A 26,929-nucleotide genomic window follows, 5' to 3' on the forward strand; every position below is an offset into this window, starting at 1 on the left:
TCCACTACAGGTGAAAGTGAGCGCCAACGAGCGGGCGCCGGGTAAACGTCGCGATGGGCTTTTTTTTAGTTATGGTGCAGCCTGGCTGAGGGCCTCGGCGCTAAGGGTATGAAATCGGCGGTTAAACCACACCAGGCCGTCGCCGGGCTGGTCCTGGCGAATCTGCCGGACCTCGCAGTAAAACACGCTGTGGCTGCCGACCTCATGGCTGGCGCTAATCGCGCAGTCGACGCTGGCGACGGCGGAGGCCAGCGCCGGCGAGCCGGTTTCCAGCGCCAGCCACTGCTCGTGCTGAAAACGCTCCTCCGAACGCAGCTGGCTGTTGGCGAAGATTGCGGAAAGCGCCTGGTGCCGTGCGGAGAGCACGTTGACGCACAGAACGCCGTTCTCTTTGAATTTGCTATGGGCGAAGGAGGAGCGGTTCATGCACACCAGCAGGGTGGGCGGAGAATCGGTGACGCTGCAGACGGCGGAGGCGGTAAAGCCAAAGCGTCCCGCCGGGCCGTCGGTGGTGATAATGGTAATAGCGCTGCCCAGCTGCGCCATGGCGTTACGGAAATCAGATGTCAGGTTCATAGCGGTATCCGTTATTTCAGTTTGACGTATTCGAAGCCTTCGATAACCAGACGCGGGCTTTTGGCCCGCGAGCAGCACAGCAGGATCTGGTCATTATCTTCGCGTTCTTCAGCGGTTAAATACTCGTCGCGGTGATCCGGCACGCCGCCGCAGACGTTGGCGAGGCAGGTGCCGCAGACCCCCTGCTCGCAGGAGACTTTGACCTTAATCCCCGCCTCTTGCAGGGCGGCGACGATGGTCTGCTCCTCGGCGACGCTGACGGTGAGGCCCAGCTCCGGCACCTCGACCTCAAAGCGCTCGCCGCCGGTTTCGACTTCGCGGTTGAAATACTCCTGATGCAGCTGCCCGGCGCTAAACCCGCAGCCCCGCGCGGCATCGGCTATCCACGTCATAAAGCCTTCCGGACCGCAGACGTAGAGGTGTCCCGCCCGATGGTGCCCGGCCAGCACCTCGACGGGACGCACCTTGTGCCCCTCATCGCTGATATGTAGCCGGACGTGGGCGCTGAAATGGCAGTCCGCCAGCTCGTGCAGAAACGCCATGCTCTCCCGGCTGTGGCCGCAGTAGTGGATCTCAAAGGATTTCCCGGCGCGGAACAGCGTATCCGCCATCGCCAGCATGGGGGTGATGCCGATCCCGCCGCCGATCAGCAGGCTGTGTTCGGCCTCCATATCGAGCGCAAACAGGTTGCGCGGCGGGCTAATGGCCACCGTCTCACCCACCGCCAGCCGATGGGCGGCCAGCGACCCGCCGCGCGATGCCCGATCCTTGAGGATCCCCAGGCGGTACTGCTGCGGGTGATGGGCGCTGCCGCACAGCGAGTACTGACGCACCACCCCGTCGCCGAGGTGAAGGTCGATATGCGCCCCGGCGCTAAACGACGGCAGGGCGGCCCCGTCGACGGAGGCCAGCGTCAGCACCGCGACGTCGGTGCCCTGCATTTCGCGTTCTGCGACGCGGACGATCAGTGTTTCAGCCATCTGTCTTCTCCCCCCTCGCGGGGCCTAGCGCATGTAAATGCCGCCGTTGATGTCCCAGGTCGCCCCGGTAATAAAGGTGGCGGACGGGGCCGCCAGCAGCTCGACCGCGCGGGCCACCAGCAGCGGATCGCCGAGGCGCTTCATCGGGATCATCTCCAGCAGCGCCGGCATTTTGTCGGCCCCTACCGCGGCGTGCACCGAGGGGAGATCCAGCGGGCCGGGAGCGATGGCATTAACGCTAACCCCGTCGGCGCTCAGGGCGCGGGCGAAGACTTTGGTCAGGGTCAAAATGCCGCCCTTCGAGGCCGCGTAGTGGGCGCCGGAGGCGGTGCCGCCGTTTTGCCCGGCGAGGGAGGCGAGGTTGATAATGCTGCCCCTTTTGCGCTGGCTAAAGTAGCGGCCGAGGATCTGGCAGCCGAGGAAGGTGCCGCGCAGGTTGGTGCTTGTCACCCTGTCGAACTCCTCCACCGAGATCTCCATGATCGGCGTGGTTAGGGTGAGCGCGGCGTTATTCACCAGCACGTCCAGTTCGCCAAAGCGAGTGCCAATCTGCTCCAGCGCGGCGCTGAACTGCGCGGGCTGGCGAATATCCAGCGCCAGCGGCAGCAGACGCTCTTCGCCGCTGTCAATCTCCTGCGCGCTAACGCGCGCGGCCTCGAGGCTGAGATCCGCCATGGCGACCTGATAGCCCTGCTGCCACAGGTGGCGGCTGATGATCTGGCCGAGGCCGCTGGCGGCGCCGGTCACGAGTACGCTTCGTTTCATAGGGACCTCACAGGATGTAGCCAATGCTGTGCAGGAAGTCGTCACCGTTAATCAGGCGGACCACCTTTTGCGCGATCAGGAACGTCTCGCCCTGCGGCTTAAGGACGTAGCTCAGGTCGGCAACATAGTGCTGTTCGTTGCCTTTGCGGTATTCATAGAGGAACTGGGCGCAGCGGATCTCCACGCGCTCCTCGTCGGCGGATAGCAGACGATGGCGGCCGGTCATGCGGACGGTGCGCGCCCGCGGCGTGGTGGAGATAGACTCCCCGCTGTACAGGCGGTTCACGCGCTTTTCGCGCATGGCCTGGTTGTCGTAGGCGTAGTTCAGGGTGTTGGCAAAGTCGGTAGCCTGCTGGTCGACGGGAATGATATACATCCCCTGCGGCTGCCAAAGCGTCAGCCACTCGCGGAATTCGCCCTGGTCGAGGAGGTCCGCTTCGAGATTAATAAAGTGAACGGCGGCGTTGAGGATCGGCTGTGGGTTCATTTTTGCCCCCTGTTCTCTGCGGTCATGTGGCGTTTCCACTGCTGATAGGCGGCACGCATGCCGGTTTCGGCGCTGACGTCGCCGCGCAGGCCGTCGGCGGTGCGGGTTTCTCCCGGCAGGCCGCGGTTAAGCATGATCCACAGATCGCCGCCGGCGCCGCCGCCGCGCTGCACGCGTTCCCAGGCTTCGGAGTCATCCGGCGTGCCGAAGCCCATCGGTCCCTGGAAGTGCTCATGCATCCGCAGGCGGGCCTGGTTAGCGATAGCCGGGCCGCCCTTCATGGTCAGCACCACGTGGTGAATTTCAGTTTCTTCAACCGACAGCGGCTGCAGCACGCGGAAGAAGGCCATTGAGCAGGCGACGTTGGGGAACAGGTTGAGGTTGAAGCCGCTGCCGCCGACCGCGCGGACGATCCGCCGGACCTGCTGCTCTTCATGCCCCTCGTCGCGCAGCCCCTGCGCCAGCTCGAGGAAGCGCTCGGGGATCGGCGCCTCGAGATTTTCGTCGAGATCGATAAGCTCAGGGATCATCACCATCACGCTGTGGCCGTTGCCGAGATCCTCGACGAAACCTTTGCCATCGACGAAGTTGAGCATCTCTTCCGTTTGCTTATCGACCGAGCTGAGGAACGACTTGTGCACGATGGGGAAGTGGTAGCCGTCGGTGGTGTTTTCCAGCTGGATTTTCCAGTTGCCCGGAAAGCGGAAGCGGTGGGCGGTGGTAGCCTGCAGCGGGTAGCCGGCGCCCTGTTTCATAAACAGATCCATCCACTTCATCGCCGGGCCGAGGAAGTCGGTCAGCGGCTCTATCTGCTGGTTGAAGCTGGCGAAGATCATGCCGGCGTAGCTCTCCGTGCGCAGGCGGACCATCCCAAGCTGGTCCTTTTCGAGGGTGTCGCCGTAGCTTTCCGGATGCGGAACGCCGCGCAGGGCACCGTCCAGACCGTAGCCCCAGCCGTGGTACGGGCAGGTAAAGCCGTTGGTTTTGCCGCTGCGGTGTTCGCAGACGGTGGCGGCGCGGTGGCGGCAGCGGTTAAGCAGGACGTTAATCCCGCCTTTGCGATCGCGCACCACGATAACCGGCTGGGTGCCGACCATGGCGGACTTAAAGCTTCCCGCGTCGGGGACTTCGCTTTCATGGGCCACCCACACCCAGGTGCGGTTAAAGATCTTTTCAATCTCGAGGGCAAAGATGTCGCTGGAGGTGTACAGCGAGGTATGCACGCGGTCTGACTGCACCAGCGCGCCCAGCGCGGCCGGGCAGTCACCGGGCAGGAGGTTCTTAACAGGGATCGTTTCGGGTATCGACATTGCTCAATCTCCAGGCGTTATTGTTGTGCTTCTCTGGCGGGTACGGGCAGATCGGCGGGCGAGTGCCAGCCGTCAACCGGGCGGCTGAACAGGTTTCGGGTGGTGAAATGCGCGATCAGCCAGCGCCCATCCGTTTTTTTAAAGCGAATCACCAGCTCGGCGCTGTTTAAATGCGAGCCGCCGGCGCGAAAGGTGGAAGCCTGCAGCATTTTCCAGCGTCCGCTGGCGCTATTCTCGGCGTCAATATCGATATATTCCGCGGTCAGGTAGTGGACGTTAATTGCGAAGTGGGAGGGCTCGCTAATATAGCGCGCCATCATTTCGGCTATTTCCTGACGTCCGCAATAGCGCCCCAGCTTGCTTTGATATAAATCGCCAACGCCTTCCCAAACCGCCTCTTCGCTAAATAAGTCGGCGATCTGCCTGGCAATATCCGGATGGCTCAGGTCATCGCATAAATGCATATATTGACTGATGAGTTTGCGGATTTGGTCGGCGGCTTCGAGCTTATTCAGCCGCTGCAGCAGGGTATTTATATTATTCATCGGCTAGGCCTGGATAATCAGTTCTCGCCCGGTACGGGCTTCGACTTTGCAATATTTCCACAGCCGGTCCGGGCCGCCGCCGACCTGCACGCTGCGAAACAGATTGCAGGCGGCGCTAACGGCCTCGAAATCCCGCGCGTCGGCCAGCACGTAGGTGGTCCACGGCCAGCCGGTTGAGGGCCCGACCATCGTCCGGTCATCATCCATATTGCCGATAACCGTGACGCCGTCGACGTTGGCGATGCCGTTCATCATTTCGCCGAAGGCGGCCCATACCTGCTTGCCCACCTCCGGGGTTGCGTCAAAAAAGTTCTGGTTTACGCCGATGCAGAATAAAACGCGGATCATGGTGAGTCTCCTTATAGGGTTACAGGTAGCCGGGCAGCGGCGGGTGGCCGAAGAACATGTTGCCGGCATTGATATAGGTCAGCTCGCCCATAAAGGCGTGCTGGGTGATGACCATCGAGTCGCGGGCGTAGCGCTGCAGCGGGCTGCGCATGGCGATCCCCGGCATCCCGGCCAGCTTCAGCGCGCGGGTGGTGACCGAGGAGGAGACGCGGGTAATATGCGTGGAGGAGAGGCGCAGCGCGTTGATGGCCGCTTCGCCGGGCTCATCGCCGCGCAGGATGGCCTGCCAGACGTCGTCAATGGCGTCGTAGAACCAGCAGCGCGCCGAGCGCAGCTCCGCCTCGCAGTGGGCGATTTCCATCTGCGCAAACTGGCGGTCGGCGAGGCAGGGCGCGCCGGTAACCGAGCTTTGCCGCTCGGCGATGGCGTAGACTTCGCTCAGCGCGGCGCGGGCGATCCCCAGCGCGACGACGGACAGCACCTGGGTGGCCAGCGACAGCACCGGGTAGCGGTACAGCGCCCCGTCGAGATTGAGCGCGCCGCCGCGGATAAAGGTCCACTCCGCCGGGACAAAGGCGTCGCTGAGGATCACGTCATGGCTGCCGGTGCCCGCCAGGCCGACGCTATTCCACACCGGGTCGATGGTGAAGCGGTCCGCGGGCAGCACCGCAATGCGCGGCAGCGGGCGGGCCGACCCGTCGTCCGGAAGGATGCCGACGCCAATCAGCTCCGCCCCGGTACAGCCGCTGGCGAAGCTCCAGCGGCCGCTGACGCGAAAGCCGTCGTCGAGGGTGGCGGCCTTCTGCGGTGGAAAAATGCCGCCGGCAAAGACCACGTCCGGGCCGCGGCGGTAGATCTCATCGAGGGTAGCGAGCGGCAGGCCGCCGAGATAAAACGGGTTCATGCCGAAGCTGGCGACCCAGCCGGCGGAGCCGTCGGCGGTGGCGATGGTTTCCACCAGCTGGCAGAATTCCGCCGGCGATATTTCGTCGCCGCCGTAGCGTTTTGGCACCAGCGCGCGGTAAACGCCAATCTTTTTAAAGCGCGAAATAATATCGTGGGAGATATATTTCTGCTGTTCAAATTCCTCGCTGCGCTTTTTTAAATCGCCGAGAAGTTCGCTTAATTCACTATTCGTGGCGTGCAGCGTCTTTTCCGCACGTGATATTGCAGATGAATGTAACATGCGACTTTGCCTCTTCCAGTTAAAGAGAATAAACTTTTATATCCGCCGTTATTCGGCTATCCCCGCCGCTGGCTGAATAAGCTCCGGGGATCCTTTTGGACTATTATTATATTTTGCCTGGGGTCTGAATTTTATTTCAGTTTTGCCAGCAGCGATTCGGCAAAGCTGAGTAAAGCGAACTCTCTATTTTTCCCGCCGACTATCTGCAGGGCGACAGGGCGCTGGCCTATTTCGCCAACCGGCAGGGTCAGCGCCGGATGGCCGCTTAAATTAAACGGGCGCACCAGCCGGGTCAGGTTGACCACCCTGAGCGGATCGGCCGCCTCTTGCAGGGTGGGCGGCAGCGCCGGCAGGGTCGGCAGTAAGATAAACGGCGTCCTGGCCAGCTGCGCGTCGACGGCGCGGGTGAACGCCGCCCGCACCTGCTCGGCCGCCTGCCGCTGAGCCGGGCTAATATCCGCCCCGGCGCGGATGCGCAGCGCAACGTCCGCCGCCAGCTCCGGGGCATCAACGATGGCGTGAAACGCCTGCCAGTTTTCCTGGCTGATGATCGTCAGCCCGGCCTCGTGCGCCTCGCTGAATCCCGCCAGGGTCACCGCCGACGGCGCTACGCCCGCCTGCGCCAGACGCGCGAGGATCAGCCGGTCAATCTCCGCGCTGGCGAGGCCGGAGATAAAGCCGGCCTCGCCGCGCCGTGCCGGGAACTGCGCCGCCGTTTCCCCCAGCGCCTTCTCAAGAGCCGAACGCAGGGTGGCGACCTCCCGGGCGAAGAAGCCGACGCAGTCCAGCGAGCTGTGGGCAGGGATAACCCCTTCGCGGCTCACGCGTCCCCACGTTGGCTTCAGGCCGACCACGCCGCAGCAGGCGGCGGGCATCCGCACCGAGCCGCCGGTGTCGGTGCCGAGAGCAAAATCGACCTCGCCTGCGGCGACCACGGTGGCCGATCCGCTGGACGACCCGCCGGGGATCAGCGCCGGGTAGTGCGGGTTAAGCGGTGTCCCGCTCCACGCATTAATGCCGGTAACGCCAAAAGCCAGCTCGTGGAGCGTGGTTTTGCCCAGCAGGCGACAGCCGTTCTCCAGCAGCCGCTGAATCACCGCGGCGTGCCTGCTCGCCGGCAGGGCGGCCTGCATCACCGGGCTGCCGGCGCGGGTTGGGTGGCCGGCGATATCAAGCGTATCTTTGGCCGCAAACGTCAGCTCCCCGGCGCCCAGCGTAAAGCGAGAGATAAACCCGGAACGAGATTCGGTAATACCCGTGCAATGTTGCTTAGCCATGGTTCACGTTCCCGTTTAGCGATAACCTGAAATGCGTCGGCTGTATGAAAAATACACCGCGCTGGACCTGAGGTAATCTTGTCATTAAAACTTGAAACTTCAAGTAATTTGTAACGTACTTTTCACATCGTTTTTAGCTATAAGAACATTGTATAAACAAAAAATATTTTTTAATACATTGATTTTTATTGGAATTAAATTGCGGTTATATTTTATTCTCTTGATGCGGGTCACAAAATAAAGCGCAAAATATAAGTTAAAAAAATGATAAAAAAGCGTGCGAAAAACGAGGGGTAAGGCGGGCAGGCGATAATAGCCATTGGCTTAGAGTGGTTATTGTCGCCGCGTCGGAAAGGGAATTAATCGTCGAGGTTGTGCAGAAGCAGGGAGAGCACGTGGTTCATTTTCTTCTCCTGCGCCGGGGTAATCCCTTTGAACGCTTTGGTGAAGACCTTTTTGCTCAGGATCTGCGCCTGCGCCACCTTGGCCTCGCCGGCGGGGGTGAGCTCCGCTTCGGTGACGCGCCCGTCGCTGGCGCTGACGTGGGTGGTCAGCAGACCATCGTCGCGCAGGCGGCCGACAATTTTGGTGACGGTGGGCATTTTGCTGACGGCGTATTCAGTGATGCGGGAGATGCTGGCCCGGTGGTACTGATGAACCAGCATCAGCACCCGAAAGCGCGAGAGGTCGATGTCGATTTTTTTTAATTCGACTTCCATCTGCTGGGTATACTTTGCATAGACGTTGACCACCCAGAAGAAGGGAAACTCTTCTTTATGGAAGCGGCTTTCGTGGCTGTCTGGTCGCTCGGAAGCGGTATTGTGTTCCACAAGCATCTCCTTGCCTGACGACGATATATTGGGGCAGATGTTATGCGTATTTAGCGGGTATTGCAAAACGCAATATCCCCGTTATTCAGCGCGCTGGCGGAGGAAGAGCCTCTCCCGCCGGGCGGAAAATTCAGATTCACTCGATGGCGAAAAATGATGACAACTCGCATTCTCGCGCGCGACTGGCGCCTGCTGGCGCTGGGTCTGCCCGCGCTGGCGTTACTGTGGTGCGGCTGGGGGCTCCATGCGCACTGGGGCGCGTTTATTCAGTGGTGCCTGGCAACGCAAATCACGCTCCACCGCTATCTGGTGATGTATCTTTTGCAGCTCAACAACCACCAGTACAGCGGCGGCGTATGGCTGCTCGGCGGGGCGTTCCTCTACGGCGTGCTGCATGCCGTGGGGCCGGGGCACGGAAAATTTATCGTGACCACCTATCTCAGCACCAATAAGGAGAGCCTGCTGGCGGCGCGGGTGGTGCCGTTTCTCGGCAGCCTGATGCAGGGCGCATGCGCCATCCTGTTCGTGTTTATTCTGGCGATAGGGCTCAATCTTGCCTCCGGCGATCTCAGCACCAGCCGCTGGTACGTTGAAAAAATCAGCGCGCTGATGGTCGGTGCCTTCGGCGTATTTATTATCTATCAAACGCTTAAAAGCCTGCGGCCGCGAAAGATAGCGATCGGTTCGCTGACGCCATTGCATGACCATAGCCCAAACTGCGGCTGCGGCCACCACGGCGTCGGGCGCGGGCTGGCGCAGGTGGACTGGAAAACCCGGCTCGGGGTGGTGCTGGCCATCGGCGCGAGGCCCTGCAGCGGGGCGATTATGATCCTGCTGTTTGCCAACGCCCTGGGGATCGTCAGCTGGGGAATTGCCGCGGTGATGGCCATGTCGCTGGGGACGGCTCTGTCGATCCTCGGCCTGTCGCTGGCGGTGCGCTACGCCCGCGAACGGGCGGTCGGCCTGTTTGCCGGCAGCGGCGGGCGCCTCAGGCTGCTGGTTCCGGCGGTGAAGATTGCCGGCGGCATCATCCTGATTCTGTTTGCCTGCGTGCTGTTCCTGACGGTGATCCCGATCAGCGCCAACGGCGACTATATCGCCGCCGGCTGCTAGTCCTCTTCCAGCAGGCGCATCAGCCCCGCCAGCGCGTCGTTCAGCCGCTGGCGCTGCTCCGCAGTGAGTCCCGCCAGCAGCTGGCGTTCGTTCTCGACGTGCGTTTCAACCGCGCGATCGATGCGTTCTCGCCCTTCCGGGGTCAGGGCCACCAGCATGCTCCGCGCATCCTGCGGATTCGCCAGCCGGCATATGAACCCCCGTTTCTCCAGCGCCTTCAGGCGGTGGGTCATGGTGCCGGAGGTGATCATCAGCGTCGAAAAAAGCTGGGTCGGCGAGAGGGTAAACGGCTCTCCCGCCCGGCGCAGGGTCGCCAGCATGTCAAATTCCCAGCGCACCAGATCGTGGCGGATAAACGCCGCCTCGACGCGCGGTTCCAGCAGCATGGCGCAGCGCTTCAGGCGGCCAATCGGCCCCATCGGGCTACAGTCAAGATCGGGACGCTCCCGCTTCCACTGTTCAAGAATGCGGTCTACGGCGTCTGTTTGCGGTGATTTGTCCATTTGTGCCTGGTTACCTTGATATCAAGATATCTATCGATACATACTTGGCTGACTAATTTACCTTGATGTGAAGATAAAATCATGACCTTTCTCTCGCGTTCGCCCATTTTTGACCTGCTGTTGACTGCCCTGGCCCCGGCCATCTGGGGGACGACCTATATTGTGACCTCGCAGCTATTGCCGGCGGACAGGCCGTTTATCGCGGCGCTGCTGCGGGTGCTTCCGGCGGGGATCGCCCTGTTAATCTGGTGCCGCCGCTTTCCTCTGCGCAGCGAGTGGTGGAAGCTGGTGGTCACCGGGATCCTCAATATTGGCGCCTTCCAGGCGCTGCTGTTTATTGCCGCCTATCGCTTGCCCGGCGGGCTGGCGGCGGTGATCGGCGCCATTCAGCCGCTGCTGGTGATGCTGCTGGCCTGGTCCGTGGACAGGCAGCGATCGCCGTGGATGGCGGTTGCCTCGGCCTGTACCGGCGTTATCGGCATGGCGCTGCTGCTGCTCTCGCCGCAGACGGTGCTGGATCCGCTGGGCATCGGCGCGGCGTTTTTAGGGGCGGTCAGCATGGCGCTGGGAACCTGGCTCTCCCGACGCTGGGCGATATCGCTGCCGGTGGTGGCGCTGACGGGCTGGCAGCTGCTGATTGGCGGTGTGGTGCTGGCGCCGATTGCGCTGCTGGTCGATCCTCCTTTACAGCAGGTGACCCTGACCCAGGCGGCGGGCTATCTGTGGCTATGCGTTGCGGGGGCGATGCTGGCGTACGGTCTGTGGTTCCGCGGGATTAGCCGCCTCTCGCCGGTGGCGGTCTCGGCGCTGAGCCTGCTCAGCCCGGTGACCGCGGTGCTGCTGGGCTGGATTATTCTCGGGCAGAAGATTCAGGGGCTGGCGCTGGTGGGGCTGGTCGTGGTGCTGCTCAGCGTGCTGTCTATTCAGCGCGCGCTAACAAAAAAGGCCCCATAAAGGGGCCCGACATTGCTGCATGGTTATTGCGCGGCGGGAGCCAAACGGGCCGCCTTCAGGCGGCCGGTCCGGCAGCTCCCTCTGCAACCATTCTCTTATTTGGACAGCTCGGCGGTCATATGAACCTGGTTACCGGTGTAGGCTTCGGTAATGTGGTAAGACGCGCCCTGATCTTTAGCGATGGTGGCGATTTTCGCTTCCGCGCTGTCCAGAGTATCTGCGGTCACGCTGACCGGGTGCTGAGCGAAGCTAGCAAAAGAAACCAGGGACAGCATACCGGCGGCGGCAAGTAATTTTACGTTTTTCATGGTGTTTTTCCTTTTAACTTTACAGGTGGAAAGCGCTGCGCTTTCGATGGGTTTATAATAAGCCTGCTAACTATAACGCGCGTTGCAAAAAGTGCGATTTAGATCACACTTTTGTGCCATTAAGATGACGATCGGGTGACGTTTCAATGTCGATTAATCAATAAAAACAGCTTGTTGGCGAAGATGGCTGAGATTTATTGCTGCGGAAAAAAAGACGCCGACGGCGCGGAGATTTTTTTTCCTGAGGGCTTTGGCTATTGTTTTGGTGAATGTATTGGCTGTTTTTTAACCAATTCGGCGCGGGCAATACTTCGTCCGTTGACGAAGCATCTGCGGGGCGGGGGGCATAGAGTGGCGGCACCGCTGAATAAATAAGGATGACACAATGATTGCCGTACTCTTTGAAGCCGAGGTGGCGCCGGAAGGCCAGGCGCGCTATCTGGCGCTGGCGGCGGAGCTTAAGCCGCTGCTCAGCACCATCGATGGTTTTATCAGCATTGAGCGTTTTCAGAGCCTGACGACGCCGGGGAAGATCCTGTCGCTTTCCTGGTGGCGCGACGAGCAGGCGGTGCTGGCGTGGAAAAATAACCTCGCCCACCGGGAGGCTCAGCGGGAGGGAAAAGAGAGTATCTTTGCCGACTATCAGATTCGCATTACCCGGCTGATGCGCGAATACGGCGCGGAAAGAGGCGAGGATCGCGGTCATGTATGATATTTATGTGATTCTGCCCAATCGGCCGGGCGCGCTGGCGCTGCTGGGGCAGACCCTCGGCAACGGCGGCGTGGGCCTGGAGGGCGGCGGCGTTTTCACCGTCGACGACCGGTGCCACGCCCATTTTTTGGTGGCCGACGGCGAGCGCGCCAGAGCGGCGCTGGAGCAGGCCGGGATCCCGGTGGCGGCGGTCACTCAGCCGCTTATTCGCCGCCTCAAGCAGGAACAGCCCGGAGAGCTGGGCGCCATCGCCCGCGCGCTGGCCGCGCAGGGGGTCAATATTTTGACCCAGTACAGCGACCATGCGAATCGCCTGATTCTGGTTACCGATAATTTCCCGCTGGCGCAGGAGGCGACGCGCCGCTGGGCCACTCACGCGTGAGGCCATATGCTCAAACCTGCCGCAGTTATTACCGATGATGGGTCGTTGGCCGTCGCCGTGGCGGCCATCGCTTCCGCCATGGCCGACAGTTCGCGGGTGAAAATGCTCTGCGCCCTGATGGACGGCCGGGCCTGGACGGCGACGGAGCTGGCTACGGCGGCGGACATTTCCGCCTCTACCGCCAGCGCGCACCTGAGCCGCCTGGTGAACGGCCGGCTGCTGGTATACCTGGCGCAGGGGCGGCACCGCTACTACCGGCTGGCGGGGGCGGACGTCGCCGGCCTGGTGGAGAATATGATGACCATGGCCGGGAAGGGCGCGCTGACGCTAACCACCCGAACGCCGGTTAATTTACGCCACGCAAGGACCTGCTACGATCATCTCGCCGGCGAGCTGGCGGTGGCCATTTATCAATTTTTACTGCGCGAGGCCTGGATTACGCCCGACGGTTCGGCGGTAACGCCTGCGGGGGAAGCACACTTTTGCCGTCTGGGGATTGCCTTAACCGGCGATGGCCGACGCAAAGCGTGCTGCGCCTGCCTGGACTGGAGCGAAAGGCGCTTTCACGCCGGGGGGATCGTCGGCGCCGCACTCCTGCAGCATGGTCAGCAGCAGGGCTGGTTTGTGCTGACGCCGGGCTTTCGCGAGGTTTCCGTCAGCGCGGAAGGAAAGCGCGCCCTGGCCCGGCACTTCCAGCTGCCGCTGTAGGACCGCAGGGCGTCGGGCCCGGCCGCCAGCCCAAATCGGCGGCTGAACGTTTTTTATTGGACTGCCCGGCGCTATTCCCGTGACCTTATCCTCGCTATTATTCAGATTGTTCCCGATGGTCATCAAATAGCAATATTTGTCATGATATTTACCTCCACAGATATATCCCTTGCGCCTTATCCCTTCTGAAGTAAATAACTTAATTATCGTTTGTGGTTATTGTTTGACAATAATTGATAGGCGATAGCTATCGTCAGCGTGATGTAACAAGTTATAAGCAAATGTATATTTATCAGCGAAAAATAGCATTCTTTGACGCCGACAGCATTATCGAATTCATTATTTGAATTCGCGTCCTGACGCCTTAAATATTGCGGCTTCCGGTCAGTCGAAGTTTCTATTCACAGTTGCAGCGGTGGGCATCGCATAACGCTTCTTATCGTCTGCAGATTTACTGTTGGTTTATTGATACAAAACTCACTCTGACAAGGAAATGGCAATGAAAAAGGTTCTTCTCTCTGCAGCAATGGCAACGGCATTTTTCGGTATGGCAGCGGCAAATGCGGCTGATACCACTGTTGGTGGTGGCCAGGTTAATTTCTTCGGTAAAGTTACCGACGTATCTTGTACTGTTTCCGTAAACGGTCAGGGCAGCGATGCTAACGTTTACCTCTCTCCGGTAACCTTAACTGAAGTGAAAGCGGCGGGTGCAGACACCTACCTGAAACCGAAATCTTTCACCATTGACGTATCTGATTGCCAGGCTGCCGACGGCACCAAACAAGACGACGTGTCTAAACTGGGCGTGAACTGGACCGGCGGTAACCTGCTGGCTGGCGCTGCTGGCAAACAGGTTGGCTACCTGGCTAACACCGAAGCTGCCGGTGCACAAAACATCCAGCTGGTTCTGTCTACAGACGATGCCACTACTCTGAACAACAAAATCATCCCGGGCGACAGCACTCAGCCTAAAGCAACTGGCGATGCTTCTGCCGTTCAGGATGGCGCGCGCTTCACCTACTTCGTTGGCTATGCTACCAGCACCCCGGCTACCGTAACTACCGGCGTGGTTAACAGCTACGCGACTTACGAAATTACCTACCAGTAATTATCGTCTGAAAATAAACCGCCTTAATTGAGGCGGTTATATGCATTGATAAAGCGGCAGCCGCTGCCGCTTATTTTTCCCGTCTGAGGTCAGCATGAAGCGTATTGCCCTTTGTTTCTGTTTCATTTTTAGTTTTGCGGCCCACGCCAATAATATTATTGTTAACGGCACCCGCTTTATTTATCCCGGAAATGAAAAAGAAATAACGGTACAGCTTTCGAATACCGCCGATCGCCCGGCGCTGGCGCAGGCCTGGCTGGATAACGGCAACGCCGACGCCACGCCGGATACGATTACTACGCCATTTATTATTACTCCGCCAATATCCCGCGTGGATGCTAAAAGCGGGCAGACCTTACGTATTAAGCTTGGCAGCAGCGCCGGGCTTGCCAAAGATAAAGAGACGCTGTGGTGGCTTAATCTGCTGGAAATACCGCCGGTAGAGGCTAATCAAAAAAATGAAGGACAGAATATCCTGCAGCTGGCGATTCGTTCGCGCTTTAAGTTTATCTACCGCCCGACCGGACTGGGCAATCGCGACGCTGCGCCGGAGAAATTAGCGCTTTCGGCCAGCGGCAGCAGCCTGTCGGTCAGCAACCCTACGCCATTTTATCTCACCGTAAGCCGTATTTCCCGCGACGGCGGCAAGGCCCTGAACGGCAAAACGGTGATGCTCGCTCCACAGTCCAGTCAGACCGTAGCCCTCTCTTCTGCCGTGAGCAGAGGCGAGACCCTGACGATTAATAACATCAATGACTATGGCGCAGATGTGGCAGTGAAAGTAGCCGTTAAATAAGGGACACTATCATGAAGCAGAGGACCATCTGCCCGGGAAGGTTAAGTTCGGCGATCGCTATGGCGCTGCTCTGCTTTCCGCCATTTTCCAGCGGACAGGAAAGCCCGGGAACGGTATACCAGTTTAACGACGGTTTTATCGTTGGCAGCCGAGAAAAGGTCGATCTGTCACGCTTCTCCGCCAGCGCCATCTCTGAGGGCACCTATTCCCTCGACGTCTATACCAACAGCGAGTGGAAAGGGCGCTACGAGCTGCAGGTCACCCGCGATAAAGACGGCAACATGGGGATCTGCTACACCAAAGAGATGCTTGAACGCTACGGCATTGCCGCGGAAAAGCTCAACCCCCAGCTGGGGAAGCAGGAAGGCTACTGCGGGCGTCTGAAAGAGTGGCGTAACGAAGAAAACGTTAAAGACAACCTGATTCAGTCCTCCCTGCGGCTGGAAATTTCCGTGCCGCAAATCTACGAAGATCAGCGCCTGAAAAACTATGTCAGCCCGGAGTTCTGGGATAAAGGCATTGCGGCGCTGAACCTCGGCTGGATGGCCAACACCTGGACCAGCCACACCTCGGGGAATAACGGCTCCGATAACAGCAGCGCCTATCTGGGGCTTAACGCCGGTCTCTCCTGGGACGGCTGGCTGCTCAAGCACGTCGGTAACCTGAACTGGCAGCAGCAGCAGGGCAAAGCGCACTGGAACAGCAACCAGACCTATCTCCAGCGGCCGATCCCGCAGATCAACTCGATCGTCAGCGGCGGGCAGATTTTTACCAACGGCGAATTCTTCGACACCATTGGCCTGCGCGGGGTCAACCTGGCGACCGATGACAACATGTTCCCTGACGGAATGCGCTCCTACGCGCCGGAAATTCGCGGCGTGGCGCAGAGCAACGCCCTGGTAACGGTGCGTCAGGGCAGCAACATTATCTATCAGACCTCGGTACCGCCGGGCCCGTTTACCCTGCAGGACGTCTACCCCTCCGGCTACGGTAACGACCTTGAAGTTTCGGTCAAAGAGGCCGACGGTTCGGTGCAGGTGTTTAGCGTTCCCTATGCCTCGGTGGCGCAGCTGCTGCGTCCGGGGATGACCCGCTATGCGCTGTCGGCCGGTAAGGTCGATGACAGCGGGCTGCGGAATAAGCCGATGCTCTACCAGGCGACCTGGCAGCACGGCCTGAATAACGTTTTTACCGGCTATACCGGCGTCACGGGCTTTGACGATTACCAGGCGTTCCTGCTGGGGACCGGGATGAATACCGGCATCGGCGCGCTGTCGTTAGATATCACCCAGTCCCGGCTGAAGAGCGACACCCTCGACGAGAGCGGCCAGAGCTACCGCGCCACCTTTAACCGCATGTTTACCGATACCCAGACCAGCATCGTGCTGGCGGCCTATCGCTACTCCACCAAAGGCTACTACAACCTGAACGACGCGCTGTACGCCGTCGACCAGGAGAAGAACCGCAACAGCAGCTACACCCTGTGGCGGCAGAAAAACGGCATGACCTTCACCGTTAACCAGAACCTGCCGGACGGCTGGGGCGGCTTTTATCTCAGCGGCCGGATCTCCGATTACTGGAACCGTTCGGGTACCGAGAAGCAGTATCAGCTCAGCTACAACAATATGTTCGGCCGCCTCTCGTGGTCCGCCAGCGCGCAGCGCGTTTATACGCCGGACAGCTCCGGCCACAATCGCGACGATCGCATCTCGCTTAACTTCAGCTATCCGCTGTGGTTTGGCGAGAACCGCACCGCCAACCTGACGTCGAATACCTCGTTTAATAACTCGCGCTTTAGCAGTTCGCAGATCGGCATCAACGGTTCGCTGGATAGCGAGAACAACCTCAACTACGGCGTCTCGACCACCACCGCCACCGGCGGCCAGCACGATGTCGCGCTGAACGGAAGCTATCGCACGCCGTGGACCACGCTGAACGGCAGCTATAGCCAGGGCGAGGGGTATCGCCAGAGCGGCCTCGGCGCCAGCGGGACGCTGATCGCCCATCGCCACGGCGTGGTGTTCTCGCCGGAAAGCGGCAGCACGATGGCGCTTATCGAAGCGAAAGATGCCGCAGGCGCGATGCTGCCTGGCTCGCCGGGTACCCGCGTCGACGGCAACGGCTACGCCATCCTGCCGTATCTGCGCCCGTACCGGATTAACTCCATCGAGATCGATCCGAAGGGCAGCCATGACGATATCGCCTTCGATCGTACCGTGGCCCAGGTGGTGCCGTGGGAAGGCAGCGTCGTGAAGGTGTCGTTTGGCACCACGGTGCAGAACAACGTGACGATTATGGCACGCCAGGCGAATAGCCAGCCGCTGCCGTTCGCGGCCAGCATTTTCGACCCAAGCGGCAAAGAGATTGGCGTTGTCGGCCAGGGCAGCATGATGTTTATCAGTGACGCCAGCGTTCAGCACGCGACCGTTAAGTGGAGCGGCGGACAGTGCACGGTGGAACTGGGCAAGGCAAAATCAAAGGAAAGGGTATGTCGCTGAGTAAACAACTGACGCTTTTTATTGGCCTGATGGCGCTGGGGACCACCTCCGCCTGGGCCGCCTGCTCGCGGCTGTCGCAGCCGACGGTGAACCTGGATATGGTCGTCGGCAGGGTTGTGGTTCCACCCGATCTGCCGGTGGGCTCGGTGATTGTCTCCCGGGACTGGACGATGAGCGCGCCGGGCGGGGCCAGCTACAGCTGTACGGCCGGCACCAACCGCTTTGCGGCGAAGATCGTCTCTACCGGTTCGACCGATCTGGGGAATAAGGTCTACTCCACCAACGTGCCCGGTATCGGCATGCGCTTTAGCCGCGGCGGCGCGACGGTGAACATCACCTATCCCGACGTTTTCTCATCCACCATCAACCGGACCACCAACTACTCGCTGGAAGGCTCCCGCTTTACGCTGGAGATTATTAAAACCGCCGCGACTACCGGCAGCGGTACTCTGGCGGCGGGGAAATATACCTCCTACGACTGGGAGCGGGGCAACAACCCGATTCTGGAAACCTACCTCAGCGCCAATGCGATTACCGTGGTCTCGCCGTCCTGTACGGTACTCAGCGGTAAGAATATGAACGTTGACGTCGGGACCATTAAGCGCAGCGATCTGAACGGCGTCGGCACTTACGCCGGCGGCAAAAATTTTAATATTGAGCTTCAGTGCAGCGGCGGGCTAAGCACCACCGGCTATGCCAATATTGAAGCCTCTTTCTCCGGTACCCTTGCGACCGGCACGCCCCTCACCCGTGGCGCGTTGCTGAATGAAAAAGCGGGCAGCGCGATGGCCAAAGGGATTGGGATTCAGGTGCTGAAAGGCGGCGTACCGGTTGAGTTCAATAAGAATTACAACGTCGGGACCTTAAGTAACCAGGAAACGCGCTACATCACGATACCTTTCCTTGCGCGTTTTTATCAGTACGCGGCGGCCACCAGCACCGGCGAGGTTGAGTCTCACATGATCTTTAACCTGACGTACGATTAATTCGGGAGGCGGGTATGAAGGAAAATGGATATAAGAACGGCGGCAAACGACTTGCCGGCCTGCTGGCGATGAGCGGCCTTCTTGTTGCCTCTTCCGCCGCGGGTTTTATGACCAACTACGATAACGGGCGCGTGGATTTTGCCGGCCGGGTAACGGATATCTCCTGCAGCGTGGCGCTTAACGGCGGCCATAATGCCGGCAGCGGCAGCGTCTGGCTGGCACCGGTGAGCCTGGCGGAGGTGCACGATCGCGGGGCCGGGGCCTTTATGAAAGCGCAGCCTTTTACCCTGGAGCTGTCGAACTGCCAGCTGCGCCATGACGGCGGCGCGGCGGACCAAAGCGAAGTCCGTTCGGTGAACGTTCGCTGGATCGACGGATTTATGGTCAATACCGTCAACAATGAAAATGCGGGCTATCTGGCGAATACGCTGCCGGACGGCGCGCGTAACATCTATCTGGCGCTGTCGACCAATGACAACAATACGCTGGATAAGAGCAATAAAATTGTCCCTGCAGACCCGCTGCAAAACCGGGTGCAGATTAAAGAAAAAGCGGTAGATGGCGGCGTATTTACCTATTATATCGGTTACGTCTCGCCGGCGCCGGAAAAAGCCACCTCCGGCCCGATGACCAGCTGGGCAACCTGGGAGCTGGTATATAATTAAGGGCCTGCGCGACGGGAAGCAAAAGCGCACTTTTCGCTAAGTTAATGACCTTGTGAAAACGAAAAAAATGCCGGCGAGCCCGGCATTTTTTAAATCACTTTATCTTCTTCGACCAGCTGTTCAATGCTGACTTCTTTCCAGTAGTGGCCCTGAATGGCGAACCACGACATTCCCTGCAACCACTTTTTATGCGCCTCGCTCTCAACGCCTTCGATAATAACGTTATGGTTATTATGGGAAAGGAATGTCACCAGCGCATCCATTAGCGGGCGTCCGGACTCTTTTTTCATTAAGTGCCAGAAAAAGTTTTTATCAATTTTTACATAATCGAAATGATATCCGCGAATGGCGTTAATGCCCGCATTGCCCGCGCCAAAATCATCCAGCCAGAGGGTGCTGGTTTGCGTACTTTGCCAGGCGCTAAGTGCATTATTAAGCAGGTTATTGGAATTTTCCGTCACTTCAAAATGCACGCAGCCGAGGCGCTCGATATAGGCATCGATCTGCGGCTGGCGTATTATGCTGAGGATATGGTCGTCAACGTTGATGGTGGCAGAGATATTATTTTTAATAAACCATGCCTTATGCTTCTCAATCAGCGCCAGCTGCTCCATGAAAATACTTTCGCGCAGCGTTTTGTTGGCGTGGCGGAAGAAAAATTCGGGCGCCACGGGAATATGATCGAAGCGGCTCAGGCATTCAACGGCAACCAGCTGGTCCTGCGGCGAGAACATTTTCTGAAAAACATAACGAACAGAGATATCGCCACGTGATAAATTGTGATCTGAAAATATATTAGCGTTCATTTTCTCGTGTCGGAAATTTAGCAAGCGTGCACTGCAGGGTAGGATTATTATAAGTGACCTTCATGCCGTTGTGAATTTTTATTAAAAGCAAGTGACCAATTGATGACAGTATTTTGATTGGTCACTCGCTTTTTTTCAGAACCGGGTAAAAAAATCCTCTAGCACTGATACATGTTGACTATTTTTTTATTCATAATCCGCGAACTGCCCATGCCGAGCTTCTTCATGATGTGAATTCGATGGCTGTGTACCGTTTTATGGTCAATGTTAAGCACCGCGGCGATTCGCTTGTTGTTATAGCTGGCCATAATCAGCTCCAGCACCTGAATCTCTCTGACCGAGAGCTTTTTTTGCGTTAACAGAAACCGGTAATCCGTGGCGGAGGTCGGCACTTTTGTGATGTCGTAGAAATCGCTAAGTGATGATTTTTCAGTTAAAATTATCAGATTCTCCAGGAAGATAAGCTCCCGACACAGCCCGGCGATATCGCTCCTGACGATCAGCACCAGCCGGACGCAGCGCGCCAGGCAGAAGCGCAGTTTGTTAAGTAGATGCACCGTGTCAGCAGCAGAAATATCCTTATGAATGACGTTGAAAATAACGATTTTAGCCTGAGGGAGCGCCTCCCCCTGCATGATATTCTGATAGCTTGAGGTGGTAATGTTTTTATCGTTATCAATCATGTAACGCTGTATTGATTGACCGATGAGGTTATCATCGGTGTATAGCAATATACTCTCCAAGGGCTCAGACTCTCTTTTTTCTTTTCGCTTCCAGAATCAAATCAAGCATCATTTTCTCAATTTTTCTCTTATCATCGTGGTGCCGGAACTTAAATTGACAAGAAACCTGATGATAGCTTTCCCCCTGTTCGTCATCCTCATCGAGGGTCACCAACACGACGTTTTTAACCACCAGATCGACGGTGATTTCCCCATATTCGGCGGCTGATATAATCGAATTTTTGAGGATTGAATTGTGGGTGAGAAATTTAAGATTCGGGTTTTTGGCCATCAACGCGCAGCCGCCATCTGAAATGTCTTTAATTTCAAACATGTAATTCTCACCATTCTTATGGCGGCCATGACAAAAAAAATCATGCTTATGCTGTAGTCGAAACCGCGGGTCGCGCCGCCTTTGGACCACCTGAATACATTCAGGCAAGGTAAATGAGACTTTATTACTTTTAGCGCTGCCGCTCCCCGAATGTTTCTTTAGCGTTGAACAGAACTCTATCTTCCCTGAATCGCTATGCAGAACAAATTTGAACTTGTGCCCCGGAGGGATCCTGCTGTGGGTGACGATGTGAAATTCTGAAAAATCAACACGCGCCAGCTGCGTAATGAAGTTTTTGTTATTATAGAAAATCTCTATCTCAGACTGCTTTCTGAGTTCCTCCCTGAAAATAGCAATGATCTCATACTTACTGGTCTTTATTGTTCCCTCTGTCATGTGAAGTCCTTGTTAATTTTTATATTGTGTGTGTGGATTTTTTTTTATAGCAATGACAACATTCTGATTGTGTTAATCAGATGTTTTAATGAGCGTTTGATGTTATTAGCTATCTTTTGGGCTAAATTGATTTGTATAAACGTCGAATTGGCAGTTGTTTTTCCTGTAATTAAGAGTTCAAAACATGAAGATAGATACAAACGAGCGCGGCCTCCAATAAGGAGGCCGGTCTAAATAGTATAAAATGATGCTTTGTATAGGGTTACTTGCGAAAGGACGGCTGGGGCAAATACCCATTTGTGGGATCTATAGTGCCAGCAGCGTTGAGTTAATTCCAGGCAAATATTAGCGGCAGAATCCCCCCCTGTCGCCATGCGCTTAGACGCGCCGGGGAGAGGGGGAGCGGCTCAGACTTTGAGGTTATCTAAGGTGCTGAGCGCAGAGGCGGGAAGAGTTAAGGTGGCGGCGGCAAGGTTTTCTTCAAGATGCTGGAGCGATGAGGTCCCGGGGATAAGCAGGATATTGGCTGAACGCTGCAGCAGCCAGGCGAGGGCGACCTGCATTGGCGTCGCCGCAAGTTCGGCGGCAATATCGTTCAGCTCCTGCGCCTGAAGCGGCGTAAAGCCCCCAAGCGGGAAGAAGGGAACGTAGGCAATATTCTGCGCGGCCAGCGCGTCAATGAGCTCGTCGTCCTGGCGATTGGCGACGTTATATTGGTTCTGCACGCAGGCAACCGGCGTCATCTTTTGCGCGTCAGCGACCTGCGTGGCGGTAACATTACTGAGCCCAATGTGGCGGATTAGCCCTCGCTCCTTTAGCTCAAGCAGCGTCGTTAGCGGGCCCTCCAGCGATCCTTCGGCCGGGCCGTGGGGGCTCAGCATGCTGCGCAGGTTGACGACCTCCAGCACGTCGAGATTGAGGTTGCGCAGATTATCCTCAACCGCCTGGGTCAACTCCGCCGGCGACATGGCCGGGAGCCAGTTCCCTTTTTCATCGCGGCGGGCGCTGACTTTAGTCACGATACAGAGATCGTCAGAATAGGGATGCAGCGCCTTGCGGATCAGCTGGTTGGTGATATGCGGACCGTAAAAATCCGAGGTATCGATATGGTTGACCCCCGCGTCCACCGCCGCCTGCAGTACGCGAACGGCGTTTTCAGGATCGGCTGGCGGACCGAATACGCCGGGGCCTGCCAGCTGCATTGCCCCGTATCCCAGGCGATAAACCTGACGGTCGCCTAAGGTGCCGGTTCCGGATAGCCGTACGTTGGACATGGAAACTCCCCCTGATAATGTGCAAGTTCTAAGTGTAAACCGGTCAGGGGATTTGCAGCGGCGGGAATATTAGCAGAACGTGCGGCAACGGCGGTGGCCGTTGCCGCAGGGGGAGGATTAGCTAAAGAACATCACCGACACGCACAGCAGGCCGACGATCAGGGTGATGAAATTACCCGGCGATCGGTACGGCTTGAGGGCTGGGATGATGTACGTCGATAGGGTCGGCATGATGAACAGGATCATGGCGATCAGCGGTCCGCTGATGGCGTATATCATCGAGATGGCGTTGGGGTTAATAAAGCACACCGCGAAGGTCAGCGCCGAAACCAGCAGGATCGACATCGCGCGGTTAAAGGCGCGGCTTTTGCGAATTCCCATCTGCCCCAGCGAGGTTTTCACGATTTCGCTGGCGCCCTCAATCACCCCGAAGTAGGTCCCGAGGAAGGATTTTGACATCGCCACTACCGCCACGACGATCCCGGTTACCGCCAGCCAGGCCGGGGAGCCGGGCATCATCGACAGCGCGGAGAGGATGGTGACGCCTTCATCACGCGCGCTTTCAATATAGGTAGCCGGTATCGCCAGCAGGCAGCTAACGACAAAAAACAGCACGCTGGCGCAGATGATGGTGTAGGCCACTTTCATGATTTTTTTGCATTTACCCATCGCCTGCTCGCCGTATTTCTCCTGCTGGTCGATAGCAAAAGTTGAAATAATCGGCGTATGGCTAAAAGCGAAAACCATCACGGGTATTGAGATCCAGACCTGGTGGAGCGTATGCGAGTTCAGCTGCATCTGGCTGGTGAGGTGCTCGGGCTGCCAGTCGCCAATCAGGTAGATAGAGAGGAACAGGAAGCAGGCGATCAGCGGGAACACCAGAAAACCCATTACCTTGATGGTGATGTGACGACCCATCAGGAAGATCAGGTTCAGCACCAGCACCACGGCGAGGCTGAGCAGCGCGCGGACGCCGGCGGTGATCGGCATATGTCGCGCCAGCTGTTCGGCGAGAGAGTTGGTGATCGCCACGGCGTAAATCAGGACCACCACGAAAAAGGCGAGGAAGTAGAGTCCGGTGATCAGATTCCCGACCTTCTTGCCGTAATAGTGGTTGACCGCGCCGGTGATGCCAGCGCCGGGCGCAACCTTAGCGGAGAGGATAAACTGGCTCAGCGCCCTGTGAGGCCAGTAGGTTAACGGCCATGCGACCAGCGCGGTGATGAGCAGAACAACGGCGCCGGCGGACCCTAGCTGGATCGGCAAAAACAGAGTGCCAGCGCCTACGGCAGTGCCATATAAGGCAAAACTCCAGAGAGTTTCTTCTTTAGACCAAATTTTAGACATTGTGTGAATTTATCAACCGTAAAACCAAAAAAAAGGAGTGTAATTTACCACATCTGCGTTTTGGTCGTGGCGATAGTTTTAGATGGCGGGCAGCAGCGAGGATCGCCGGGAACTTCCCCGGCGCTCCGCCTGCGTTTAGCTACGCGTAGGGATCTGCGTTTGACGGTACCTCAGTACCCGCACGCGCAGCGTATCCCAGGCCCAGTTGAACAGCATGGTGTAGGGCAGGAAGAACAGCATAAAGCCGATTTCCAGCATAAACGCCTGCATCAGCGAGACGCCGAGGAGCAGCGCGACGGCGGTGACGCCGATAATGATAAATCCGCTCTCAAAACCGATGGCGTGCAGGGCGCGAACCTTCAGGGTTCTTATCACGCGGGAAACCGGCCAGATACGGTCAAAGAGCGCGTTATAAATCAGGTTCCAGACCATCGCCAGGCTGGCGAGCAGAATGCTCAGGCCGCCCATTTCGACCACCGAGCGCTGCATCAGCCATGCCGCGGTGGGGGCGAGGATCAGCGTGGCGAGGCCCTCAAAGCTGACCGCGTGAATAATACGTTCCGTCAGCGACTTACGCTGCAGGTTGCTCTGTTGCATGGTGTTTACCTCCGGGTAAAGCCGTCGTTCACAGCCGTTTATTAGCGATGCAGGCTGAACGCGTTGTCAGAAATTACTCCGCATTTTATGGATAAATATGATAAACAAAAGATAGTATCCATCGATAAAGTAGATAGTTCATGCGCTATTCTCCCGAAGCTCTTACCGCGTTTGTCGAAGCCGTGGCCTGCGGCTCGTTTTCTGCCGCCGCGCGCCGCCTGCGCAAAAGCCAGTCCACCGTCAGCACCGCTATCTCAAACCTCGAAGCCGACCTCGGGGTGACGCTGTTCGATCGTACCGCCCGCCAGCCGGTGCTGACGCCGCAGGGCGAGCAGGTGCTGGGCTACGTGAAGGCGATTCTGGCGGCAAGCGACCGGCTCGATGAGCTGGCTATTTCTCTCTCCGGCGAAACGGAGGCCCGGCTCACCTTTGTGCTCTCCGATACGCTGCATCCCGATGTCCTTGAAGATCTGCTGGAGCAGTTCGACCGCCGCTTTCCGCATACCGAATTTGAGTGCCTGATCGGCGAGGATGAGGACGTTGTCGACCTGCTGCAAAAGGAGCGCGCGCAGGTGGGGCTGATTGAGGCCAGGGATAGCTATCCTCCGGAAATCGGCTGTACGCGCCTGCCGCTACAGACCGCGATGGCGATTTACGTGGCGCCCCGGCATCCGCTGGCGGCGCAGGAGAGGGTCGTCTGGGATGAGCTGCACAGCTGGCGCGAGCTGCGGCTGAGCACCTATCTGGAAAGCAGGGCCGACCCTGCTCAGGGACAGGTGTGGTCGGCACCCAACTATCTGCTGCTGCTCAGCATGGCGGTGCAGGGGCTGGGCTGGTGCATTTTGCCCTGCGCGCTGGTTGAGGAGTTTGCCGGCGTCGGAACGCTGGTACCGCTCGACATTGCGGGCTGGCCGCGGATGATATCCGTAGATTTATTATGGAATAAGCGGGCGCCGCCGGGAGAGGCGGGGAGCTGGCTGCGCCAGCATTTGCAGCGCCAGGGGCAGTAAAATCGCCGCAAATCTTTGTGATTTACCTCACTTTTTTTAAACATTTGCGAAATTTTTTGATAACAATTCTCTACTATGTTGTTGTTTCTTTGCACAGAGGCAGGCAGAGGTAGAGGATGAAAGATGTCGTGATCGTCGGCGCGCTGCGGACGCCTATTGGCTGCTTCCAGGGGACGCTATCGCGCCACTCGGCGGTGGAGCTGGGGAGTCTGGTGGTTAAGGCTTTGGTCGAGCGCGCCGGAATCGATCCCCACGCTATTGATGAAGTGATCCTCGGGCAGGTTTTAACCGCCGGCACCGGGCAGAACCCTGCGCGCCAGTCGGCGATCCGCGGCGGGCTGCCGAACACCGTTTCGGCGATCACCATTAACGACGTCTGCGGTTCCGGGCTGAAGGCGCTGCATCTCGCTACGCAGGCTATTCAGTGCGGCGAGGCGGACGTGGTGATTGCCGGCGGCCAGGAGAATATGAGCCGCGCGCCGCACGTGTTGACCGACAGCCGCACCGGGGCCCAGCTGGGAAACAGCCAGCTGATCGACAGCCTGGTTCACGACGGCCTGTGGGACGCGTTCAATGATTACCATATGGGCGTGACGGCGGAAAACCTGGCGCGGGAGTACGGCATCAGCCGCGAGCTGCAGGACGCCTGGGCGCTGAGCTCGCAGCACAAGGCGCGGCGGGCGATCGACTCCGGCCGCTTTCGCGACGAGATTGTCCCGGTAATGACCGAGCAGAACGGCGCGCCGCGGCGGGTGGATACCGATGAGCAGCCGCGGGTTGACGCCAGCGCCGAAGGCCTGGCCTGTCTGCCGCCGACCTTCGACCGCCTGGGTTCGGTGACCGCGGGCAATGCCTCAACCATTAATGACGGCGCGGCGGCGGTGATGATGATGAGCGAGACGAAGGCGCTGGAGCTTGGCCTGCCGATCCTCGCGCGGATCCGCGCGTTCGCAAGCGTTGGCGTCGATCCGGCGCTAATGGGAATTGCGCCGGTACATGCGACCCGCCGCTGTCTGGAAAGAGCGGGCTGGCGGCTGGACGAGGTTGACCTTATTGAAGCCAACGAGGCGTTTGCCGCGCAGGCTATTTCGGTGGGCAGGGTGCTGGAGTGGGACGAGCGGCGGGTCAACGTCAACGGCGGCGCCATTGCCCTCGGCCACCCTATCGGCGCCTCCGGCTGCCGCATTTTAGTTTCGCTGGTCCATGAAATGATCAAACGGGACGCCCGTAAAGGGCTGGCCACGCTGTGCATCGGCGGCGGCCAGGGCGTCGCGCTGGCGGTGGAACGAGAGTAGCGGCCAAAAAAGCGTTTCCCCTTCTTAGCCTCCTGTCATCAGGGGGCTTTTTTATTTGTGCTAAGCATGATTTCCGCGATAGATCTCAGCAAAAAGGGCGAATAACGGCCC

The 26,929-nt window shown here is 58.3% G+C and carries 30 protein-coding genes; 12 read left to right on the plus strand and 18 right to left on the minus strand.

Annotated elements, in window-relative coordinates; translation table 11 throughout:
- Positions 1-69 precede the first annotated feature (69 nt).
- The 10 genes from MMW58_RS05005 to MMW58_RS05050 form a co-directional block, all read right to left on the minus strand.
- Positions 70-576 (minus strand): flavin reductase, encoded by a 507-nt coding sequence (locus MMW58_RS05005; RefSeq protein ID WP_159236232.1) that lies wholly within the window; start codon positions 574-576, stop codon positions 70-72.
- A gap of 11 nt (positions 577-587) precedes the next feature.
- Positions 588-1,556, minus strand: coding sequence for a PDR/VanB family oxidoreductase (locus MMW58_RS05010; RefSeq protein ID WP_241722841.1), 969 nt, complete (start codon positions 1,554-1,556; stop codon positions 588-590).
- A gap of 24 nt (positions 1,557-1,580) precedes the next feature.
- Entirely contained in the window at positions 1,581-2,321 is a 741-nt protein-coding gene (locus MMW58_RS05015) for an SDR family NAD(P)-dependent oxidoreductase (protein WP_241722842.1), read from the minus strand.
- Positions 2,322-2,328: 7 nt separating this feature from the next.
- Entirely contained in the window at positions 2,329-2,808 is a 480-nt protein-coding gene (locus tag MMW58_RS05020) for an aromatic-ring-hydroxylating dioxygenase subunit beta (protein WP_041147086.1), read from the minus strand.
- Complete coding sequence (locus MMW58_RS05025; protein WP_371823007.1) at positions 2,805-4,112, minus strand: aromatic ring-hydroxylating oxygenase subunit alpha; 1,308 nt, start codon at positions 4,110-4,112, stop codon at positions 2,805-2,807. Before MMW58_RS05025 ends, MMW58_RS05020 begins: the two co-directional genes overlap by 4 nt.
- Positions 4,113-4,135: 23 nt before the next feature.
- Positions 4,136-4,663 (minus strand): nuclear transport factor 2 family protein, encoded by a 528-nt coding sequence (locus tag MMW58_RS05030; protein ID WP_159236230.1) that lies wholly within the window; start codon positions 4,661-4,663, stop codon positions 4,136-4,138.
- A 3-nt stretch (positions 4,664-4,666) separates the two neighbouring features.
- Positions 4,667-5,011, minus strand: coding sequence for an IacB protein (locus MMW58_RS05035; protein ID WP_241722844.1), 345 nt, complete (start codon positions 5,009-5,011; stop codon positions 4,667-4,669).
- 19 nt (positions 5,012-5,030) lie between these two features.
- Positions 5,031-6,197: an acyl-CoA dehydrogenase family protein gene (locus MMW58_RS05040; protein WP_115191962.1), complete on the minus strand. Its 1,167-nt coding sequence runs from the start codon at positions 6,195-6,197 to the stop codon at positions 5,031-5,033.
- Between the two features lie 131 nt (positions 6,198-6,328).
- On the minus strand, positions 6,329-7,474 hold the full coding sequence (locus MMW58_RS05045; protein WP_133600483.1) for an amidase: 1,146 nt from the start codon (positions 7,472-7,474) through the stop codon (positions 6,329-6,331).
- A 359-nt stretch (positions 7,475-7,833) separates the two neighbouring features.
- Positions 7,834-8,304: a MarR family winged helix-turn-helix transcriptional regulator gene (locus MMW58_RS05050; protein ID WP_045857930.1), complete on the minus strand. Its 471-nt coding sequence runs from the start codon at positions 8,302-8,304 to the stop codon at positions 7,834-7,836.
- Positions 8,305-8,460: 156 nt separating this feature from the next.
- On the opposite strand from MMW58_RS05050, the gene MMW58_RS05055 reads away from it, so the two are divergent.
- Positions 8,461-9,417, plus strand: a complete 957-nt coding sequence (locus MMW58_RS05055) for a nickel/cobalt transporter (protein WP_241723690.1) — start codon at positions 8,461-8,463, stop codon at positions 9,415-9,417.
- Here MMW58_RS05055 and MMW58_RS05060 read toward each other — a convergent pair.
- Entirely contained in the window at positions 9,414-9,920 is a 507-nt protein-coding gene (locus tag MMW58_RS05060; protein ID WP_115191966.1) for a MarR family winged helix-turn-helix transcriptional regulator, read from the minus strand. The two genes, MMW58_RS05055 and MMW58_RS05060, sit on opposite strands and share 4 nt — an antisense overlap.
- Positions 9,921-10,001: 81 nt before the next feature.
- On the opposite strand from MMW58_RS05060, the gene MMW58_RS05065 reads away from it, so the two are divergent.
- Positions 10,002-10,874, plus strand: a complete 873-nt coding sequence (locus tag MMW58_RS05065; protein WP_241722845.1) for an EamA family transporter — start codon at positions 10,002-10,004, stop codon at positions 10,872-10,874.
- Between the two features lie 95 nt (positions 10,875-10,969).
- On the opposite strand, the gene MMW58_RS05070 is transcribed toward MMW58_RS05065, so the two are convergent.
- On the minus strand, positions 10,970-11,182 hold the full coding sequence (locus tag MMW58_RS05070; RefSeq protein ID WP_015585822.1) for a YdgH/BhsA/McbA-like domain containing protein: 213 nt from the start codon (positions 11,180-11,182) through the stop codon (positions 10,970-10,972).
- A 385-nt stretch (positions 11,183-11,567) separates the two neighbouring features.
- Between MMW58_RS05070 and MMW58_RS05075 the strand changes: the two genes are divergently transcribed.
- The 8 genes from MMW58_RS05075 (at position 11,568) to MMW58_RS05110 (ending at position 19,037) form a co-directional block, all read left to right on the plus strand.
- The gene (locus MMW58_RS05075; protein WP_133600480.1) at positions 11,568-11,894 is read left to right on the plus strand and encodes an antibiotic biosynthesis monooxygenase family protein; all 327 of its coding nucleotides are present in this window, start codon (positions 11,568-11,570) and stop codon (positions 11,892-11,894) included.
- On the plus strand, positions 11,887-12,276 hold the full coding sequence (locus tag MMW58_RS05080; protein WP_241722846.1) for an amino acid-binding protein: 390 nt from the start codon (positions 11,887-11,889) through the stop codon (positions 12,274-12,276). The genes MMW58_RS05075 and MMW58_RS05080 overlap by 8 nt, the downstream gene beginning before the upstream one ends.
- 6 nt (positions 12,277-12,282) lie before the next feature.
- On the plus strand, positions 12,283-12,984 hold the full coding sequence (locus MMW58_RS05085; protein WP_241722847.1) for an ArsR/SmtB family transcription factor: 702 nt from the start codon (positions 12,283-12,285) through the stop codon (positions 12,982-12,984).
- A 499-nt stretch (positions 12,985-13,483) separates the two neighbouring features.
- On the plus strand, positions 13,484-14,092 hold the full coding sequence (locus tag MMW58_RS05090; RefSeq protein WP_076945914.1) for a fimbrial protein: 609 nt from the start codon (positions 13,484-13,486) through the stop codon (positions 14,090-14,092).
- A 94-nt stretch (positions 14,093-14,186) separates the two neighbouring features.
- Positions 14,187-14,888 (plus strand): fimbrial biogenesis chaperone, encoded by a 702-nt coding sequence (locus tag MMW58_RS05095; protein ID WP_041147074.1) that lies wholly within the window; start codon positions 14,187-14,189, stop codon positions 14,886-14,888.
- An 11-nt stretch (positions 14,889-14,899) separates the two neighbouring features.
- Positions 14,900-17,386, plus strand: coding sequence for a fimbria/pilus outer membrane usher protein (locus MMW58_RS05100; protein WP_159236224.1), 2,487 nt, complete (start codon positions 14,900-14,902; stop codon positions 17,384-17,386).
- Positions 17,377-18,372, plus strand: a complete 996-nt coding sequence (locus MMW58_RS05105; protein WP_133600477.1) for a fimbrial protein — start codon at positions 17,377-17,379, stop codon at positions 18,370-18,372. Before MMW58_RS05100 ends, MMW58_RS05105 begins: the two co-directional genes overlap by 10 nt.
- A 68-nt stretch (positions 18,373-18,440) precedes the next feature.
- Positions 18,441-19,037 (plus strand): fimbrial protein, encoded by a 597-nt coding sequence (locus MMW58_RS05110; RefSeq protein ID WP_227544463.1) that lies wholly within the window; start codon positions 18,441-18,443, stop codon positions 19,035-19,037.
- Positions 19,038-19,126: 89 nt separating this feature from the next.
- Here the strand turns inward: MMW58_RS05110 and mrkJ are convergent, their stop codons facing one another.
- The 6 genes from mrkJ to MMW58_RS05140 all read right to left on the minus strand — a co-directional run bounded on the left by mrkJ (position 19,127) and on the right by MMW58_RS05140 (position 24,513).
- Complete coding sequence (mrkJ, locus tag MMW58_RS05115) at positions 19,127-19,843, minus strand: cyclic-di-GMP phosphodiesterase MrkJ (protein WP_133600476.1); 717 nt, start codon at positions 19,841-19,843, stop codon at positions 19,127-19,129.
- A gap of 158 nt (positions 19,844-20,001) precedes the next feature.
- The gene (locus MMW58_RS05120) at positions 20,002-20,586 is read right to left on the minus strand and encodes a LuxR C-terminal-related transcriptional regulator (protein ID WP_241722848.1); all 585 of its coding nucleotides are present in this window, start codon (positions 20,584-20,586) and stop codon (positions 20,002-20,004) included.
- A gap of 4 nt (positions 20,587-20,590) precedes the next feature.
- On the minus strand, positions 20,591-21,295 hold the full coding sequence (locus MMW58_RS05125) for a flagellar brake protein (RefSeq protein WP_133600474.1): 705 nt from the start codon (positions 21,293-21,295) through the stop codon (positions 20,591-20,593).
- Between the two features lie 407 nt (positions 21,296-21,702).
- Entirely contained in the window at positions 21,703-22,569 is an 867-nt protein-coding gene (locus MMW58_RS05130; RefSeq protein WP_159236220.1) for an aldo/keto reductase family oxidoreductase, read from the minus strand.
- A 117-nt stretch (positions 22,570-22,686) separates the two neighbouring features.
- Positions 22,687-23,916, minus strand: coding sequence for an amino acid permease (locus tag MMW58_RS05135; RefSeq protein WP_241722849.1), 1,230 nt, complete (start codon positions 23,914-23,916; stop codon positions 22,687-22,689).
- A gap of 135 nt (positions 23,917-24,051) precedes the next feature.
- On the minus strand, positions 24,052-24,513 hold the full coding sequence (locus MMW58_RS05140; protein ID WP_133600471.1) for a multidrug/biocide efflux PACE transporter: 462 nt from the start codon (positions 24,511-24,513) through the stop codon (positions 24,052-24,054).
- 140 nt (positions 24,514-24,653) lie between these two features.
- Between MMW58_RS05140 and MMW58_RS05145 the strand changes: the two genes are divergently transcribed.
- The gene (locus MMW58_RS05145; protein WP_133600470.1) at positions 24,654-25,523 is read left to right on the plus strand and encodes a LysR family transcriptional regulator; all 870 of its coding nucleotides are present in this window, start codon (positions 24,654-24,656) and stop codon (positions 25,521-25,523) included.
- 116 nt (positions 25,524-25,639) lie between these two features.
- The gene (locus MMW58_RS05150) at positions 25,640-26,818 is read left to right on the plus strand and encodes an acetyl-CoA C-acetyltransferase (RefSeq protein ID WP_133600469.1); all 1,179 of its coding nucleotides are present in this window, start codon (positions 25,640-25,642) and stop codon (positions 26,816-26,818) included.
- Positions 26,819-26,929: the final 111 nt, after the last annotated feature.

Source organism: Klebsiella sp. HC6 (assembly GCF_022605325.1).
In the GTDB taxonomy this organism is placed as follows: domain Bacteria; phylum Pseudomonadota; class Gammaproteobacteria; order Enterobacterales; family Enterobacteriaceae; genus Klebsiella; species Klebsiella terrigena.

Coding starts and splice junctions, on each gene's coding strand:
- mrkJ (WP_133600476.1), bottom strand. CDS start 19,843: ATGAACGCTAATATATTTTCAGATCACAATTTATCACGTGGCGATATC.
- MMW58_RS05125 (WP_133600474.1), bottom strand. CDS start 21,295: ATGACAGAGGGAACAATAAAGACCAGTAAGTATGAGATCATTGCTATT.
- MMW58_RS05080 (WP_241722846.1), top strand. CDS start 11,887: ATGTATGATATTTATGTGATTCTGCCCAATCGGCCGGGCGCGCTGGCG.
- MMW58_RS05135 (WP_241722849.1), bottom strand. CDS start 23,916: ATGTCTAAAATTTGGTCTAAAGAAGAAACTCTCTGGAGTTTTGCCTTA.
- MMW58_RS05075 (WP_133600480.1), top strand. CDS start 11,568: ATGATTGCCGTACTCTTTGAAGCCGAGGTGGCGCCGGAAGGCCAGGCG.
- MMW58_RS05110 (WP_227544463.1), top strand. CDS start 18,441: ATGAGCGGCCTTCTTGTTGCCTCTTCCGCCGCGGGTTTTATGACCAAC.
- MMW58_RS05045 (WP_133600483.1), bottom strand. CDS start 7,474: ATGGCTAAGCAACATTGCACGGGTATTACCGAATCTCGTTCCGGGTTT.
- MMW58_RS05150 (WP_133600469.1), top strand. CDS start 25,640: ATGAAAGATGTCGTGATCGTCGGCGCGCTGCGGACGCCTATTGGCTGC.
- MMW58_RS05055 (WP_241723690.1), top strand. CDS start 8,461: ATGACAACTCGCATTCTCGCGCGCGACTGGCGCCTGCTGGCGCTGGGT.
- MMW58_RS05095 (WP_041147074.1), top strand. CDS start 14,187: ATGAAGCGTATTGCCCTTTGTTTCTGTTTCATTTTTAGTTTTGCGGCC.
- MMW58_RS05040 (WP_115191962.1), bottom strand. CDS start 6,197: ATGTTACATTCATCTGCAATATCACGTGCGGAAAAGACGCTGCACGCC.
- MMW58_RS05070 (WP_015585822.1), bottom strand. CDS start 11,182: ATGAAAAACGTAAAATTACTTGCCGCCGCCGGTATGCTGTCCCTGGTT.
- MMW58_RS05100 (WP_159236224.1), top strand. CDS start 14,900: ATGAAGCAGAGGACCATCTGCCCGGGAAGGTTAAGTTCGGCGATCGCT.
- MMW58_RS05140 (WP_133600471.1), bottom strand. CDS start 24,513: ATGCAACAGAGCAACCTGCAGCGTAAGTCGCTGACGGAACGTATTATT.
- MMW58_RS05010 (WP_241722841.1), bottom strand. CDS start 1,556: ATGGCTGAAACACTGATCGTCCGCGTCGCAGAACGCGAAATGCAGGGC.
- MMW58_RS05090 (WP_076945914.1), top strand. CDS start 13,484: ATGAAAAAGGTTCTTCTCTCTGCAGCAATGGCAACGGCATTTTTCGGT.
- MMW58_RS05030 (WP_159236230.1), bottom strand. CDS start 4,663: ATGAATAATATAAATACCCTGCTGCAGCGGCTGAATAAGCTCGAAGCC.
- MMW58_RS05105 (WP_133600477.1), top strand. CDS start 17,377: ATGTCGCTGAGTAAACAACTGACGCTTTTTATTGGCCTGATGGCGCTG.
- MMW58_RS05060 (WP_115191966.1), bottom strand. CDS start 9,920: ATGGACAAATCACCGCAAACAGACGCCGTAGACCGCATTCTTGAACAG.
- MMW58_RS05035 (WP_241722844.1), bottom strand. CDS start 5,011: ATGATCCGCGTTTTATTCTGCATCGGCGTAAACCAGAACTTTTTTGAC.
- MMW58_RS05145 (WP_133600470.1), top strand. CDS start 24,654: ATGCGCTATTCTCCCGAAGCTCTTACCGCGTTTGTCGAAGCCGTGGCC.
- MMW58_RS05015 (WP_241722842.1), bottom strand. CDS start 2,321: ATGAAACGAAGCGTACTCGTGACCGGCGCCGCCAGCGGCCTCGGCCAG.
- MMW58_RS05020 (WP_041147086.1), bottom strand. CDS start 2,808: ATGAACCCACAGCCGATCCTCAACGCCGCCGTTCACTTTATTAATCTC.
- MMW58_RS05130 (WP_159236220.1), bottom strand. CDS start 22,569: ATGTCCAACGTACGGCTATCCGGAACCGGCACCTTAGGCGACCGTCAG.
- MMW58_RS05085 (WP_241722847.1), top strand. CDS start 12,283: ATGCTCAAACCTGCCGCAGTTATTACCGATGATGGGTCGTTGGCCGTC.
- MMW58_RS05065 (WP_241722845.1), top strand. CDS start 10,002: ATGACCTTTCTCTCGCGTTCGCCCATTTTTGACCTGCTGTTGACTGCC.
- MMW58_RS05005 (WP_159236232.1), bottom strand. CDS start 576: ATGAACCTGACATCTGATTTCCGTAACGCCATGGCGCAGCTGGGCAGC.